The following is a 16,579-nucleotide window of genomic DNA, read 5'->3' on the forward strand; positions in this document are numbered from 1 at the left end:
TAAGAATGAGAGTGTTAGAAGGAAAAGAATTAGAAGATTATTTAAAGCAGATGCAAGAATGGGAAGCTAAGAAAGCTAAAGCTATAGAAGATGCTTTCCAAAGAGAGATAGTAACAGGTGATGATATTGTAAATATATTAAGGACTTATACAAGTGATAGAGATAGATGGGAACTATTTGCTAACCTTGCTGAGAATGACAAACTATCTGATGAAGCCTTTAATAAAGGTCTGGTTATAGCTTGGACAGTAGGAAGAGGTACAGGAGATTTTAGGGCTATACAATACTTTATGAGGTGTAAGAAGGAATTAGTAATGAATGAAGAAGAACTAGCCTATTATAATAGATTGCCCGATAAGGTTACTTTGTATAGAGGTTGTAGTATGGATGAGTATGAAGATGAAGATGGAGATAGTTGTTTTGGTATTTCTTGGACTACCAGTAGAGAGATAGCAGAGTTCTTTGCATTTAGAAATGAGCAGGAAGATACTGCTGTATATTCTATAGAGGTTGATAAGGAAGATATTAAAGCTGTGTTCTTATCTAGGAATGAATTTGAAGCTATATGTTTTGGTGGTGATGAAGTTACTTTGGTTACAGATGAGCCTACAGAACTATATACTAAGTATATGGAACGGAGGAAGCAGGAACTATTTTAACTAAAATGATAAATATTTCTATATCATTTCTTGCATAATGATATATTATTATATATCTTTGTGATGTCAAATAAAAGCAGTGTTCTATGAAACCATTAAAAGTTAATGAGGTCTTAGACCTCTTAAAAAAGGATGGTTGGTATAAGGTAGGGCAAGAAGGCAGCCACAGACAGTATAAGCATCCTACTAAAAAGGGCAGGGTTACTGTTAACGGTAAACTTAGTGATACTTTAGACCAGTTCAGACTGAACAGCATTTTTAAACAAGCAGGGTGGAAGTAATTCCATCCTGTTTTAAAAACATTATAAGTTATGGAGAAGATTATAGTACAAATTGGATGGTGCGATAATTATTGTGCCGCAAGTGATGAAATATTGGGATGTGTAGCTTGTTCTGATACCATAGAAGGCATTAAAAAGGAATATAGATCAGCGTTAGACTTTCATATAAAAGGAATGCTGGAAGATGGTGATGAATTGCCAGAGAAGTTAAAGAATGAATATGAATTAGTATTTGAACTAGATACTTCCGCAATGCTTCATAGTCTGGATGGAATAGTTACCAGAAAAGCTATTGCTAAAGTTACAGGTATCAATGAAGCACTACTAACACATTACGCTAACGGCTTTAGGAAGCCTAGACCTGTACAAAGACAGAGGATAATAGACGGCATTCATCAAATAGGTAGAGAATTGACGTTAATAGGATAGCTTTTATTTGACAAAGGGGAACTATGATCTTTAATGATGTAGCTCCCTTTTTTATACATCAAACTTTAGCGGCTCTAATGCTAGAAAGGGATATGGGGTGATATTTTAAGGCGATGGCTCGTTAAACCCCACGCCTCCCTTCTTTACACGGCTGGAATATTTTAAAGTCCCAAATCCTTACGTCCAATTATCTATCTATGGTCACACTCTACTTTATTTTTGTTGGAATTAAAATGGAGTTTAGAATAAAAATTCTCTATCTTTGCGATGTTCTATTAGATCATTAAAGAACGAGATCAAGAACCAACTACATAAACAACTGATAATCAGATAGTCTTAATTTCTCTAAATAAATATGTATCAGCCGGGGAACGGCATACTTCTCAATATCCCGACAAGGCAGAGAGAGGTAATTCCCCAAGGATTCCGGAACCTGCTCTATCTCTATTTGATAGAAAGAAGCGTATAAAATTTGATGGGAGAGCGTATGCTTTACATTCGATAACCCTTGGGTGATACTCAATTTTCCAGCATCTCCCAATAGGTTACGGAAGGCTTGCGTCTCACACAAACCGGAAAAATCCATCGCATGATCCGTCTCGATCAATGGAAATTCATACAAACCAGTCCAGATATCCTTCCCCGTCCGTCTGTTCATCCAAGTTTGTTCTTTATATATAATGTATAGATAGTGGAAATAACGATCCCTTGTCTTCGTCTTATTTTGTTTCACCGGATAAGCTTGCACATTGCCGGAAGCGAACGCCATGCATTTATCTTTTAGCGGGCACACCCCGCAGTCCGGGTTTTGAGGAACACATTGCAAAGCACCCAATTCCATGATCGCCTGATTATGCGTCCCTGCGTTCTTAGGGTCCAAGATCATTCCGGCCAGTTCCGCGAATTGCTTTTTACCCTTCGTGGTGTCGATCGGCGTATCTACGGCAAACAAACGGGAAAGTACCCGGTACACATTTCCATCCACGACCGGACACGGTTGGTTCCAAGCAAAGGAGACGATCGCCGCCGCCGTATACTCCCCGATACCTTTCAAGGATAATACCTCTTTATAATTCTCCGGGAAAACCCCGTTAAACCGCTCCATGATAGATTTAGCCGCCGCATGTAAGTTACGAGCCCGGCTATAATACCCCAAGCCCTGCCAATATTTCAGCACCTCATCCTCTTCCGCCGCCGCTAGAGATGCCACATCCGGGAAACGTTCGGTGAAACGCAAAAAATACTCCAATCCCTGTACAACCCGGGTTTGTTGCAATATAATCTCCGATATCCAGATGATATAAGGGTCTCTCGTTTCCCTCCAAGGAAGCTCTCTTTTATAGGTTTCATACCACTCAACCAATATCCGGCTGATTTCTAACTCACTTTCATACTGTAACATAACTGCTCCCTTTCTCACTTTTCAACATCATAACTATTTGATTACCGCAAACATACATATATATTACGAATCGAGAAGAATCTTTTTATTTAAAAATTGAAGCTCAATTCTTTTTCCACTTAAATAAAAAGCTATATATTTGCATTCCAAAAAATTAATAGGTCAAAATCAATTAATTAATTTATAGACATGACTAAAGCAGATATTGTTAGCGAGATTTCAAAAAGCACTGGTATCGACAAACAGACAGTGCTAGCAAGCGTTGAGTCCTTCATGGATATCGTAAAAAGTTCTTTAGCCCAAGGCGAAAACGTTTACTTGAGAGGTTTCGGAAGTTTCGTTATTAAGAAGAGAGCTCAAAAGACAGCTCGTAATATTTCAAAAAATACTACGATCATCATCCCGGAACACAACATTCCGTCATTCAAGCCGGCTAAGACTTTTATTGGTGAAGTTAAGTAATTAATTATTATACGTTTAATTTAAAATTTTAAAGCGATGCCTAGCGGAAAGAAAAGAAAAAGACATAAAATGTCTACGCACAAGCGCAAAAAGAGACTGAAGAAGAATAGACATAAGAAGAAATAAGTCTATCTAACGAACTCTAAAGAACAAACTTAATAAGTGACCTTTTAAGTTTGTTCTTTGCGTATTTTATAAGGTCTGATCTTAAAAAACACATCTTAAGTGATTAGTGAATTAGTAGTTGATGTACAGCCCAAAGAGGTATCTATCGCCGTCTTGGAGGACAAGAGCCTTGTGGAGCTCCAAAAGGAGGCCCGCAACGTCTCGTTCGCCGTTGGTGATATCTATCTAGGTAAGGTTAAGAAACTGATGCCGGGCTTAAACGCTGCGTTCATTGATGTCGGTTACAAAAAGGATGCGTTTCTTCACTATTTGGACTTAGGTCCTAACTTCAACACCCAACAGAAATATTTAAAGCAATTGCTGAGCGATCCCAAAAAGGCGCCGGTACTGTCGAAAACTCAGATTCTACCGGAGATCGAAAAGAACGGGAGTATTAGCGACGTGCTGAAAGTAGGACAAGAGGTGTTGGTTCAAATTGCTAAAGAGCCTATCTCAACGAAAGGTCCCCGATTGACTTCCGAGCTTTCTTTTGCCGGAAGATATATCGTGCTGATACCGTTCGCCGATAAAGTATCTGTCTCCACCAAAATTAAATCAAGCGAGGAACGGGCTCGTTTGCGCCAGTTAATCCAAAGTATCAAACCGAAGAATTTCAGTGTTATCGTACGGACATCCTCGGAGGGCAAACGTGTCGCAGAGCTTGATCATGAACTAAAGACATTGGTGAAACGATGGGAAGATAATATCGTGAAGGTGCCTAAACTCAAAGCTCCGGCTATCGTTTATGAAGAAACGGCACGTACCGTAGCTTTACTTCGGGATATATTCAACCCCTCTTTCCAAAATATTTATGTAAATGACAAGGAGGTCTACAATAATGTCCGCGACTATGTAAGCTTGATCGCACCGGGACGGGAAGAAATCGTACAGTTATATACGGGAGAGCTTCCTATCTTTGACAACTTTGCGGTCACCAAGCAAATCAAGTCGCTATTCGGACGAACTGTCACTTACAAGAGTGGAGCTTACTTGATTATCGAGCACACGGAAGCTATGCACGTTATCGACGTGAACAGCGGGAACCGTTCCAAAGGCAGCGATGCTCAAGAGAAGACAGCTATCGACGTAAATATAGCCGCCGCCGATGAGATCGCCCGTCAGCTCCGCTTACGAGACATGGGAGGTATCATCGTTATAGACTTTATCGATATGGCAGAGGCTGCCAACCGGCAAAAGCTATTTGAACACATGACAAAGGCAATGGCAAATGACCGGGCTAAACACAACATCCTTCCTCTTAGTAAGTTTGGCTTGATGCAGATTACCCGTCAGCGGGTACGTCCGGCAATGGACGTGGATACGTCAGAAGACTGCCCATCCTGTTTCGGAACAGGAACGGTTAAGCCTTCCATCCTGTTTACCGACAGCCTGGAAGAAAAAATAGATTGCTTAGTAAACAAACATCACGTGAAGAAATTCACCCTGCATGTACATCCGTATGTCGCAGCGTATGTGAACAAGGGGTTGTTCCCCTTGAGCATGAAGTGGAAAATGAAGTACACACATGGTTTAAAAGTTATTCCCAATCAAAGTCTCGCCTTTCTTGAATACAAATTCTTTGATGCCGACAAGAATGAGCTTGACATGAAAGAAGAAAAGGAAATAATCAACAAATAACAAGAGAAGCCCCGGGCCTATTAAAGCGGTTCCGGGGCTTTCTGTATTCTGCCAAACCGTCAAAATGTCACGATTCATGACACGTATTATTTATTTTCAAACCCAAACTTCTTTGGCACGGCATTTGTTGAATACTATGTGAATCCTTTAAACAAGGAGGATGACGGACGATGAATAATAACAATTAAAATATTTACAATCATGGGAAAGATTATTGGAATCGACTTAGGAACAACCAACTCTTGTGTTGCCGTATTGGAAGGTAACGAACCGGTTGTTATCGCGAACAGCGAAGGTAAAAGAACAACACCTTCAATCGTAGCTTTCGTAGAAGGCGGCGAGCGTAAGGTAGGTGATCCCGCAAAACGTCAGGCTATCACCAATCCTGAAAAGACTATATTCTCTATCAAACGTTTCATGGGTGAAACTTATGACCAAGTACAAAAGGAAATCAATCGCGTTCCTTATAAAGTAGTGCGTGGTGATAACAACACTCCTCGTGTAGATATCGAAGGACGTTTGTATACTCCGCAGGAAATCTCAGCGATGATCCTGCAGAAAATGAAAAAGACAGCTGAGGATTATTTGGGACAGGAAGTAACGGAAGCCGTTATCACAGTACCTGCTTACTTTAGTGACGCTCAACGTCAGGCTACGAAAGAGGCTGGTGAGATCGCAGGTTTAACCGTACGCCGTATCGTAAACGAACCGACTGCCGCTTCTTTAGCTTATGGTTTGGATAAGACGAACAAAGACATGAAGATCGCCGTATTCGACTTAGGTGGTGGTACATTCGATATCTCCATCCTTGAGTTAGGTGACGGCGTATTCGAGGTAAAATCAACAAACGGTGATACTCACCTAGGTGGTGATGACTTCGACCACGTAATCATCGACTGGTTGGCTGAAGAATTCGAACGAGAGGAAGGCGTAGACTTACGTAAAGACCCGATGGCTTTACAACGTTTAAAAGAAGCTGCCGAGAAAGCGAAGATCGAGTTGTCAAGTACGACTAGCACGGAGATCAACTTGCCGTATATCATGCCGGTAAACGGTATTCCAAAGCACTTGGTTAAGACTTTGACTCGTGCTAAATTCGAACAATTGGCTGACGGTCTGATCCAAGCATGTATCGAACCGTGCCGTCAATCCTTGAAAGACGCAGGTTTATCAACTTCTGATATCGACGAAGTGATCTTGGTAGGTGGTTCTACTCGTATCCCGGCTGTACAGGCTATCGTTGAGAAATTCTTCGGTAAAGCTCCGTCTAAGGGCGTTAACCCGGATGAAGTAGTAGCCGTAGGCGCAGCGATCCAAGGTGGTGTATTGACAGGTGAGGTTAAAGACGTATTGCTGTTGGATGTTACTCCGCTGTCTTTAGGTATTGAGACAATGGGTGGTGTAATGACTAAATTGATCGAGTCTAACACGACCATCCCGACCAAGAAGTCCGAGACATTTACGACTGCCGTAGACAATCAGCCTTCTGTTGAGATCCACATCTTGCAAGGTGAGCGTTCTTTGGCTAAAGACAACAAGTCTATCGGCCGTTTCCACCTAGATGGAATACCTGCCGCACAACGTGGTGTCCCTCAGATCGAGGTTACATTCGATATCGACGCCAATGGTATCTTGAACGTATCCGCCAAGGATAAAGGAACCGGTAAAGTACAAAGTATCCGTATCGAGGCTTCCAGCGGTTTGAGCGATGATGAGGTTAAGCGTATGAAAGAAGAGGCTGCCGCAAACGCAGAGGCCGATAAGAAAGAGAAAGAGCGTATCGATAAATTGAATCAAGCGGATAGCATGATCTTCCAGACCGAGAAACAATTGAAAGATCTTGGCGACAAGCTTCCGGCAGACAAGAAAGCTCCGATCGAAGGTGCCTTGAACAAATTGAAAGAAGCTCATAAGGCTCAGGATATCGCAGGTATCGATGCTGCTATGGCAGAATTGAACAGCGTATTCCAAGCAGCTAGCCAAGAAATGTACAACGCTCAAGGCGGCCCGCAAGCAGATCCTAACTTCGGTGGTCAACAAGCTGGCGGTAACGCAGGTAGCAGCAACAACAGCAAAGACGGTAACGTTACGGACGTTGACTTTGAGGAAGTAAAATAAAAAGAAGCGGTTTTAATCGCTCCTTTACTCCACATAAGATAGAAAAACGGCTATCGGGTCCTTCGGGATCTGATAGCCGTTTTTTATTTTAGCCCTATATATTCAATAAAAAAAGCCATTGATATCCAATAATTATTAATAAGTTTGCACTCGCATAAAAACACTCATTTTAAATTACGATTAAGGGCAACGTACTAATTTTCGACTTATGCTAGCGATATCTATACAGAAATATTACATATTTGTTCTACTTTTTCTGCTAGCCATTCTACAGTCCTCTTGTCAACAGTCGGGAAATAAATATCGTATATTAGTAGTGCATTCCTATGAAAGCGATTATGTAGCTTATAAAGACTGCGATCGGTTGATCCGGGAATCCCTCGAGAAAAAGGGGATTAATCCGTCGATCCAAACATTCTATTTGAACTGCGAGCAATATGCGGCACCCGCCGAAGAAAAACGGATGTACCTGTATCTAGATTCGATCTCTACTTGGAAACCCGATCTGATATTGGTCTACGAGGATCAAGCGACTTACACGTTAATGCAATGCCATCATCCGCTAATCTCTACAGTCCCCATTGTATTTGGCGGCGTAAATTTCCCCAATAAGGCACTATTAGCGCAATATTCGAATGTTTCCGGATTCTGGGACGAGCCCGACTACGTCACGAACATCCGCTTGATAGAACATCTGTTGGGCAAGTCTACGATTTATATGTTGCACGATAGTACGTATATAGATAGGCACATTAAGGCTACGTTACATGAGCAATGTGCTCAAGCAGACATTCGGGTCGATAATAATCGCATCATGTATATACCGGTAGAGATCGCTACTTTGGACAGGGTCAATCAAAGCTTAAAACGACCGGATAGTACGACCGTCAACGTCGTGCCCGTACAAGGAGACAAGCTATCAGCTGTTTCTTGGTACATGAGTAAACACGTCCCTTACATCTACTATCTACAGGCCAAACGGGATTACCGGGTATTGAACACCAGCCGTTTTTCCAGTAAACCCTCTTTTACGGCGATCAACGAGGATCTAGGATATTCGAATAAACTTGTAGGTGGCTATATCACCTCCTTGGAAACCCAAATAGAAGAATCTACCGATAGAGCCGCGGAAATATTAAAAGGCTCCACTAGCGAATCATTCCCACAGATAACAAAGAGCAAGAAGAATTATGTATTTGATTTCAATGAAGTCAAATATTGGAATATCGATAAAAGGCTTCTTCCGAAGGATGCTATACTTTTGAACTTTCCTTTTAAGGACCAATATCCAAGATTATTCTGGAGCTTGATAATCCTAGTCAGCACGATGTGCTGCTTTGTCTTCGGTAGCTTCATCATCATGTATACCCAAGAATCCAAGGCAAAACGACAAGCGCAAAAAGCCCTATTACATGAAAAGGAATCATTAGCGGAAGCCTTGGAGAAAGCCAATGAGTCCGACCGGATGAAATCCGTATTCTTGGCTAATATGAGTCATGAGATACGTACCCCGCTAAATGCGATCATCGGCTTTTCAAGCCTAATCGCCGAACTGGATCTGACAGCGGAAGAGAAGGAGCAATACGCTAATATCATCACGACCAATAACGAGTTATTACTAAAGTTAGTCAATGACATATTGGATTTGGCAAGGATTGAATCCGGAGGTATCGTCTTTCATAAAGAATCCTGCAATTTAACGGATTTAGTGAAAACCCTTTATAAACAACATCTTTCCGATGTCCCCGAAGGTATCGAATTCAAGGAGAAATGCCCCGATACGCCGATCTGCTTATATTCGGATAAGGAGCGACTTTACCAAGCGCTCGAGAACATACTGAAAAATGCTATAAAATTTACTTCCGCAGGCTTTATAGAGATCGGTTACGAGTATTCCACCAATGCACAAGACGTCCGACTTTATGTGCAGGATACAGGCATCGGGATCTCTCCCGAGGACCAAGAAGCGATATTCGAGCGTTTCAAGAAGCTGGATGATTTCGTGCAAGGGACAGGTCTTGGATTATCGATCTGCCAAGCTATCGTAAAACAATTAAACGGGCGTATCTTGCTCAAGTCCGAAAAGAATAAGGGGTGCCGCATCTCCTTGGTTTTCGAATTATAAACCAACCTCAGAAGCCAAGAAAAATAGACATTTGTCTCTTTGATATCCAATTACTTTTTATACATTTGTACCTATTATATTGAAGCTATACACATGGCGAACACTTCTTATCGTTATCTTTTTTTATTGTTGCTTCCATTATTTCTATTGGTCGCAAATTCTTGCGAACGCTCAACCACGGAAAAGCGTATCTTGATAGTCCAATCTTATGAGCCGGACTTTCAAGCCTATAAAGATATAGAAGAGGCTTTTAAAAAAGGATTCCAGAAGGAAGGCATTCCTGCTAGTATCTTCACGTTCTATCTTAATTGCGAAGCTTATCAATCGCTAGAAGAGAAACAAAGAATATATACGGAACTCAATACGTTATCTTTATGGAAGCCTGATATCATAATCGTAAACGATGATCAAGCGACCTATTCCTTATTGGCTTGCGAACATCCTTTATTAGATAGCGTACCTATCGTTTTTACCGGAGTCAACTACCCAAACATACCCTTAATTCAAAAGTATCCTAACGTATCCGGATTTTGGGATAAGCCGGACTATCGGAAAAACGTCGAACTTATCGAGCGAATCATGGGAAAATGCGTAATTGTACGTGTCTCTGATAGTACAGCTCTTGACAAAAAGATCCTGAAAGATATGGATGAGCAAATAAAAGGGCTATGCTCCAAGGCTAGACCCGATTACCTTAAATATCCCCAGTATTCATCCCCATCCGATAAAAAGAGATCCTCTTCTTTAGTGCGGTTCCCAAAAGTACCGTTCGATTCCCTCTATATACAAACCATTCAACCCCGCACCAGTTCCAACTTGATCTGGGGGTTAGGTACAAGTACTTACAACAAGGCCTACCTTGCTACCAAAAGAGATTATACCTCGATAGCCTTAGGTAGGTTCTGCTCATTTCCCTGCTTCTCGGCGATCAACGAATCCGTAGGATATGACGGAGACTTCATCGGAGGATATATGACCCCGGTAGAGAGCCAAACCCAAGAAGCCTTACGACGAGCTGCCAGCATACTCAAGGGCACACCGGCCAATAGCTTCCCACAAATAACGGAAAGCGCCAAAAACTATCTGTTCGATTACCCGACTTTAAATAAATGGGGTATCGATTGGAAAGAACTGCCTCAAAACAGCATCTTCTTGAATATGCCCTTTGTGGTTCGTTATCAAACATATATTATTCTATGCGGGATTCTTCTAACCCTATTTATCCTATGGACACTTTTCTATCAAAGAGTACAATACCGTCGCGAAGCCTCTCACAAGAAACAGGCTCAAGAAAGTTTACGGAAAGAGAAAGAATTCCTCTCGTTGGCTTTAGAGAGCGGTGATATTTTCGCATTCCGATACAGCAACGGCGTATTCGAGTTCGACCATGATTTCTATAAGTCGTTGGATATGCCGATAAAGCCGATCACCTCCACGCAATTCCAAGAGTCTATCCACCCTGAAGACCGGGAAGATTTCATCCAACATAAGCACCTGCTTGATACAGGATTCCCTTCCCGTAAGATCACCCGCCGCCGATATAATTTCAACGGCAAAGGGCATATATGGTGGGAATTCAGATATGCGCAAGCGAAGAATGGACAAGACTCCACCCGCAATAATGTCGGAGTAAACGGGCTCTGCTTAAATATCCAACAAAGTAAGGAAGTAGAGGAAGATCTTATCAAAGCCCGTATAAGGGCCGAGGAAGCGGACCAAATGAAATCAGCGTTCCTCGCCAATATGAGCCATGAGATACGTACCCCGCTTAACGCCATCGTTGGATTTTCGGAACTGCTAACAAGCGATATGGAAATAAGCCCGAACGAGAGGGATGAGTTCATGCAAGTTATCAGTAAGAACAGCGACCTCTTATTGAAATTGATCAATGACATTCTCGATCTATCCCGCATCGAGTCCGGTAAGATGTCGTTTACCCTCACGAATTGTGACTTAAACGAATTACTATCCCATATCTACCGCACCCATCAATTGTTGATGCCCCAAGGCGTAGCGCTTAAAATACAACTGCCGGTCCTCCCGGCCATTATCCAAGCGGACCTACATCGATTAACCCAAGTGATTACCAACCTCATAAACAACGCCGCAAAATTCACGACGCAAGGATACATCTTGATTAAATACGATTATACGCAAGATAAACGTTGGATCCAGATCTCCGTGACCGATACGGGCAAAGGCATTCCCGCAGATAAGCAAGCCCAAGTATTCGAACGGTTCAACAAACTGGACGAGTTTGCGCAAGGGACAGGCCTCGGACTGGCGATCTGCCAAATTATCATCGAGCACTTCGGAGGATATATCACCCTAGAATCCAAAGAAGGGGAAGGTAGCACATTCATCGTGACTCTTCCCTACACTCCCGGATTATCGGTATAAGATTATTTTTTCTTGAAACGCAAGAACGGCAATACAATAAATAAAGGTATGCAACAGATCATTACCCAGATAAAGAAATGTTGGTAACCGATCTGCTCCTGTATCCATCCCGATGCCATTCCCGGTAGCATCATACCTAACGCCATGAAACCGGTACTGATCGCATAATGCGAAGTCTTATATTCCCCCTCGGCGAAAAGCATCAGATACATCGTATAAGCCGTAAAGCCAAACCCGTAGCCGAATTGCTCGACAGCGACACAAGCGTTTACGACAACAATACTCTCCGGCATCGTATAGGCCATATACAAATAGACCAGATTCGGCAAGGAGATAGCCAATGCCATAGGCCATAACCAAGTCTTCAAGCCACTCCGGGATATAGCCAGGCCTCCTAAAACCCCTCCGAGCAATAAGGAGATCACTCCCACCGTACCATAAGCGAACCCGACCTCACCGGTACTGAGCGCCAGCCCGCCAACTTCCCGCCCATCCAGCAGGAAAGGAGAAGCCAACTTTACCAATTGGGATTCCCCCAAACGATACGTCAGCATAAAAAGCAAAGCCGGGACAATCCCTTTCTTGTTGAAAAAACTCACGAAAGTATTGCCAAACTCCACCAAGATGGTATGAGGGGTGATATTCGTACGTTGCGCGTCACTCGCCGGACGGGGTAAGATATACTTATGCCACAAGGCCAAGGCGATAAAGGTACCGGCCAATACGAAAAACACCAGGCTCCAAGCAAAGGAAATCCGCCCGGTACTCTCCTCCAAAAGTCCCGCCAGCATAACCAGCAGACCTTGTCCGGTTAGCATCGCCACCCTGTAGAACGTATTTCGGATACCGATGAAGAACGCCTGTTGCTCCTCCGTCAAGCCCAGCATATAGAACCCATCTGCGGCGATATCGTGCGTAGCGGAACTAAACGCCATCAACCAAAAGAAAGCCAAGGTAAACCGCAGAAAGAAATCCCCGGGAAGGACGAACGCCACACCTGCCATTCCCCCGCCAATCAATAGCTGCATGCTATAAATCCACCAACGCTTCGTTTTAATCAAGTCTACGAACGGGCTCCAGATGGGCTTGATCACCCAAGGAAAATAAAGCCAACTGGTAAATAAGGCGATATCCGTATTTGAGACGCCCAGACGTTTATACATGATCACAGAAAGCGTCATGACTACCACATAGGGCAAGCCTTCGGCAAAATAAAGAGACGGGATCCAAGCCCAAGGATTACGTTTTTCCATAATAAGAAGGAATTAAACGATTAGAAGTCAATACCAAATCCATCCGCATCCTTCCACGCCGGGAACTTAGCCCGGAACTCATCCAGCTCGCTCTTCTTCAAAGTACATGTCCGGGTGATTTCCTCTCGTTTTCCGGCATCAGCCAATTTCTTTCCTTTTGCGTTATAAATCATGGAATCCCCTCTGAAAAGAAAACCTTTCCCATCTACCCCCACACGGTTCACGCCACAGACATAAGCCATGTTCTCAATGGCACGGGCATGCAGCAATGCCTTCCACGCCTTCTTCCGGGCCTCGGGCCAATTGGCTACATAAATCAAAAGATCATATTCGTTATTCACGTTGCGACTCCAAACCGGGAAACGTAGGTCATAACAAACCTGCAAACAAATATTCCAGCCTTTATAGGGCACGATCAGCCGTTTGTCGCCCGCCGAGAAATGCTTGTCCTCCCCTGCCATACGGAACAAATGACGTTTATCGTAATAATACTCCTTCCCTTCCGGAGTGATGAAAAAAGCCCGGTTGTAGAACTTTCCGTTATCTTTCGCGATAAAACTCCCGGCCACGGCCAGTTTATATTTCTTAGCCCATTCCTTTATAGTCGGTACGGTCTGGCCCTCCATCGTATCGGCTTGTTTCTCCACGTCCATGGAAAATCCCGTGGTAAACGTCTCCGGCAATACGGCTAAATCGGTTCTTCCACTAACACGGCGCAACAGTTCGCCGTAATAACCCAAGTTCTCTTCACGGTCTTCCCAAATGATATGGGATTGTATCATGCTGATACGTAAGTCTTCAGTCATAGAATAAAGATATTAAGGTAATAAAAAGACATATTGTGACAAGGAAACAGTTTCATGGTGAAGAAACAGTAGTTTCTTCATAGCAAAACTTTTGTTTCTCCTAGGGAAAACTTTTGTTTTCCTATAGTAAAACTCTTATTTCTTCACCATAAAACTCCTATACCTGTACGAAATTCTCAGGATGGCAAGCGGTAACTCCCCGATACATCTCACGTATCGTATGGATATCTTTATCCACATCACCTGTCGGATAAAAAACACCTTTCGTACCCACCTCTTTCTTTCCATAATCAAAATAAGCCACCACGATCGGCACGTTCGCTTTCAAAGCGATAAAATAGAATCCTTTTTTCCATTCCTTGGCCCGCTTCCGGGTACCTTCCGGTGTGACGGCCAATTGAAACCGCTCACTGGTCTTGAAACGTTCCACCATCTGATCGGTCACCGACGTACGTTTACCACGATCCACCGGAACACCTCCCAGCCAGTTAAACAGCAAATTAAAAGGGAAAAAGAACCACTCTTTCTTAATAAGGAAACCGGCGTTACACCCGATCGAGGTATAAAAAAGTTTCCCTACGATAAAATCCAAGTTACTGGTATGCGGAGCCACACATACGATACATTTCGGCAAATCCACGCCATCCACCGGGCCCAGCTTCCACCCCGCCATACGGAGTATCGCCTTACTAATTGCCTTCTTCATGCCTATTTGTCCTTGCTCAACTCTCCTATCTCGTCGGCGATAGCGTTAACCTCGTTTTGCAAGTCCTCTCTTAATTTGCGATAATAATTCCGTACGAGAGCCTTGTTATCCTTGCCGTCGGGGTGTCCGGCACGAACGATATAACTATCTTGCATATCTAGGATACGAGCCATCAAAGCATCCGCTTTCTCTTGATTTACTCCGGGTATATACAATTTGCAAACCAGCGCTTCCGTGAACAATTCACCAGCCACGTAGCTGATCTCTTTCTTTAAAAATCTTCTTTTAGCCATAATTATTTCATATTTAATTATCCACAAATATAGAACATATGTTATTAAATACCGAGGAAAGGCCAAGAAAAAACATAAAATGAATTATCTTTGCAGCGGTGAAATCATTGATTATAAACAAATCAAATATGAACGAAATGATAAAGACGCCAGAGTTTCTCTTTGAAAGCAGCTGGGAAGTCTGTAATAAAGTGGGAGGTATTTATACCGTACTATCGACTAAAGCTCATACGCTTCAACAAATTTTTAACGACAAAGTAATATTCATCGGTCCGGATGTGTGGGCAAACACAACCGCTCCCGATTTTACGGAAGACGCATCTTTGTTTGAGGATTGGAGAAAGCACGCCGAGGCAGTAGATCACTTGAAAGTTAAGGTTGGTCGCTGGAACGTACCGGGTACCCCCCCTGTTATACTGGTAGATTTCAAGTCCTACTTCAGTGAACGAGACGCCTTTTTCTATTCTATGTGGGAAAATTTCCGAGTTGACTCCATCCACGCCTACGGCGATTACGATGAGTCTTGTATCTTCGCGTATGCGGTCGGTAAGGTAATAGAGAGTTTCTATCACTTCTACAAACTGGAAAACAAGAAAGTCGCCGCCCTATTCAATGAATGGATGTTGGCGATGGGAGCGCTTTACATTCAAAAGCAAATCCCTGCCATAGCGACACTTTTCACGACGCATGCCACATCGATCGGACGCTCTATCGCCGGTAACAACAAAGCGTTATACGCTTATATGGACGGTTACAACGGCGATCAGATGGCTAAGGAGCTAAACATGGAGGCCAAGCATTCCGTAGAGAAGCAGGCCGCCCATTACGTGGATTGCTTCACGACCGTAAGCGATATCACGGCCCGTGAATGTAAACAGTTATTGGATAAGGCACCGGATATCGTTACCCCGAACGGCTTTGAGCCCAACTTCGTACCCGAGGGTAAGGAATACGCTAAAAAGCGGAAGGAGGCACGTCGTACATTAATTAATGTAGCGGAGAAATTATTGGGCTGCTCCATCGACCCGAACGCTTTGCTGGTTTCCACCAGTGGCCGCTATGAATACAGAAATAAAGGTATCGATGTCTTCATCGAGGCGATGAACCGTGTACGTACGTCCGGACGCCTGCAGCGTGAGGTCGTCGCCTTTATCATGGTACCGGCTTGGGTACGTGCTGCCCGTGCGGATTTAAAAGAGGCGATCGAGCAGGACATAAAGACGACCTCTCCGCTTCAAATCCCTTTCATTACGCACTGGTTGCATAATATGCCAGAAGATAAGGTCTTGAATTATATCAACCACGCCGGCTTCACGAATGCAGCATCCGAAAAACTAAAAATCATATTCGTTCCTTGTTATTTGGACGGTAAAGGAGGTATTTTCAATAAGACCTATTATGATATGCTGATAGGGATGGACGCTACCGTATATCCTTCCTACTACGAGCCGTGGGGATATACCCCGCTGGAAAGTATCGCTTTCGGTATACCGACGATCACGACCAATCTGGCTGGTTTCGGTATGTGGGCGAAGAAAACGGTATCCGGAGATAACCTTAGCGAAGGCGTAGAGGTTATTAATCGTACGGATTTCAATTATTTTGAGGTAGCGGACGCTATCATGAACTCCATCCTGGCTCTCAGCCAAAAGGATGCTACGGACATCGAGGAAATCAAACAGCGTTGTTTCGATCTCGCTCGAAAAGCTGAATGGAGCAAGTTTATCGACTATTATCTGACCGCATTCGATATCGCCATAAAGCATGCCGAGGAAAGAAACAGCTAAATATTGCTCATAATTAATAAGATAATGCTATCTTTGCACTCGTTTTTAGACAAAC

At 43.2% G+C, this 16,579-nt stretch carries 14 protein-coding genes; 9 read left to right on the plus strand and 5 right to left on the minus strand.

Going from position 1 to position 16,579, the window contains the following annotated elements; genetic code table 11:
• The first annotated feature begins 5 nt into the window (after positions 1–5).
• The 3 genes from QVP94_RS13730 (at position 6) to QVP94_RS13740 (ending at position 1,369) form a co-directional block, all read left to right on the plus strand.
• Positions 6–659: a hypothetical protein gene (locus tag QVP94_RS13730; protein WP_022192829.1), complete on the plus strand. Its 654-nt coding sequence runs from the start codon at positions 6–8 to the stop codon at positions 657–659.
• An 86-nt stretch (positions 660–745) separates the two neighbouring features.
• Entirely contained in the window at positions 746–940 is a 195-nt protein-coding gene (locus QVP94_RS13735; protein WP_008780113.1) for a type II toxin-antitoxin system HicA family toxin, read from the plus strand.
• 30 nt (positions 941–970) lie between these two features.
• Complete coding sequence (locus tag QVP94_RS13740) at positions 971–1,369, plus strand: type II toxin-antitoxin system HicB family antitoxin (protein WP_008780112.1); 399 nt, start codon at positions 971–973, stop codon at positions 1,367–1,369.
• 307 nt (positions 1,370–1,676) lie between these two features.
• Here QVP94_RS13740 and mutY read toward each other — a convergent pair whose 3' ends face one another.
• Positions 1,677–2,771: an A/G-specific adenine glycosylase gene (gene mutY, locus QVP94_RS13745; RefSeq protein WP_022192830.1), complete on the minus strand. Its 1,095-nt coding sequence runs from the start codon at positions 2,769–2,771 to the stop codon at positions 1,677–1,679.
• Between the two features lie 189 nt (positions 2,772–2,960).
• Here mutY and QVP94_RS13750 point away from each other — a divergent pair, with 189 nt between their 5' ends.
• The 5 genes from QVP94_RS13750 (at position 2,961) to QVP94_RS13770 (ending at position 11,679) form a co-directional block, all read left to right on the plus strand.
• Complete coding sequence (locus QVP94_RS13750) at positions 2,961–3,233, plus strand: HU family DNA-binding protein (protein ID WP_005854607.1); 273 nt, start codon at positions 2,961–2,963, stop codon at positions 3,231–3,233.
• Positions 3,234–3,458: 225 nt separating this feature from the next.
• Positions 3,459–5,036, plus strand: a complete 1,578-nt coding sequence (locus QVP94_RS13755) for an Rne/Rng family ribonuclease (protein ID WP_005864710.1) — start codon at positions 3,459–3,461, stop codon at positions 5,034–5,036.
• Positions 5,037–5,237: 201 nt separating this feature from the next.
• Positions 5,238–7,154 (plus strand): molecular chaperone DnaK, encoded by a 1,917-nt coding sequence (gene dnaK / locus QVP94_RS13760; protein ID WP_005854601.1) that lies wholly within the window; start codon positions 5,238–5,240, stop codon positions 7,152–7,154.
• A 208-nt stretch (positions 7,155–7,362) separates the two neighbouring features.
• Entirely contained in the window at positions 7,363–9,279 is a 1,917-nt protein-coding gene (locus QVP94_RS13765; protein WP_022192831.1) for a sensor histidine kinase, read from the plus strand.
• Positions 9,280–9,372: 93 nt separating this feature from the next.
• Positions 9,373–11,679, plus strand: coding sequence for a sensor histidine kinase (locus QVP94_RS13770; RefSeq protein WP_022192832.1), 2,307 nt, complete (start codon positions 9,373–9,375; stop codon positions 11,677–11,679).
• 2 nt (positions 11,680–11,681) lie between these two features.
• Here the strand turns inward: QVP94_RS13770 and QVP94_RS13775 are convergent, their stop codons facing one another.
• From QVP94_RS13775 to QVP94_RS13790, 4 genes are all read right to left on the minus strand, one after another.
• On the minus strand, positions 11,682–12,932 hold the full coding sequence (locus QVP94_RS13775) for an MFS transporter (RefSeq protein ID WP_022192833.1): 1,251 nt from the start codon (positions 12,930–12,932) through the stop codon (positions 11,682–11,684).
• Positions 12,933–12,952: 20 nt separating this feature from the next.
• Entirely contained in the window at positions 12,953–13,738 is a 786-nt protein-coding gene (locus QVP94_RS13780; protein ID WP_022192834.1) for an amidohydrolase, read from the minus strand.
• 157 nt (positions 13,739–13,895) lie between these two features.
• A complete protein-coding gene (locus QVP94_RS13785; protein ID WP_288213285.1) occupies positions 13,896–14,444 on the minus strand; it encodes a 1-acyl-sn-glycerol-3-phosphate acyltransferase in 549 nt (182 codons plus the stop codon).
• A 2-nt stretch (positions 14,445–14,446) separates the two neighbouring features.
• A complete protein-coding gene (locus QVP94_RS13790) occupies positions 14,447–14,737 on the minus strand; it encodes a C2H2-type zinc finger protein (RefSeq protein WP_022192836.1) in 291 nt (96 codons plus the stop codon).
• Positions 14,738–14,865: 128 nt separating this feature from the next.
• Between QVP94_RS13790 and QVP94_RS13795 the strand changes: the two genes are divergently transcribed.
• On the plus strand, positions 14,866–16,524 hold the full coding sequence (locus QVP94_RS13795) for a glycosyltransferase (protein WP_011966654.1): 1,659 nt from the start codon (positions 14,866–14,868) through the stop codon (positions 16,522–16,524).
• The last annotated feature ends 55 nt before the right edge of the window (positions 16,525–16,579 follow it).

Origin of the sequence: Parabacteroides sp. CAG:2 (assembly GCF_000436315.1) — a bacterium.
In the GTDB taxonomy this organism is placed as follows: domain Bacteria; phylum Bacteroidota; class Bacteroidia; order Bacteroidales; family Tannerellaceae; genus Parabacteroides; species Parabacteroides distasonis.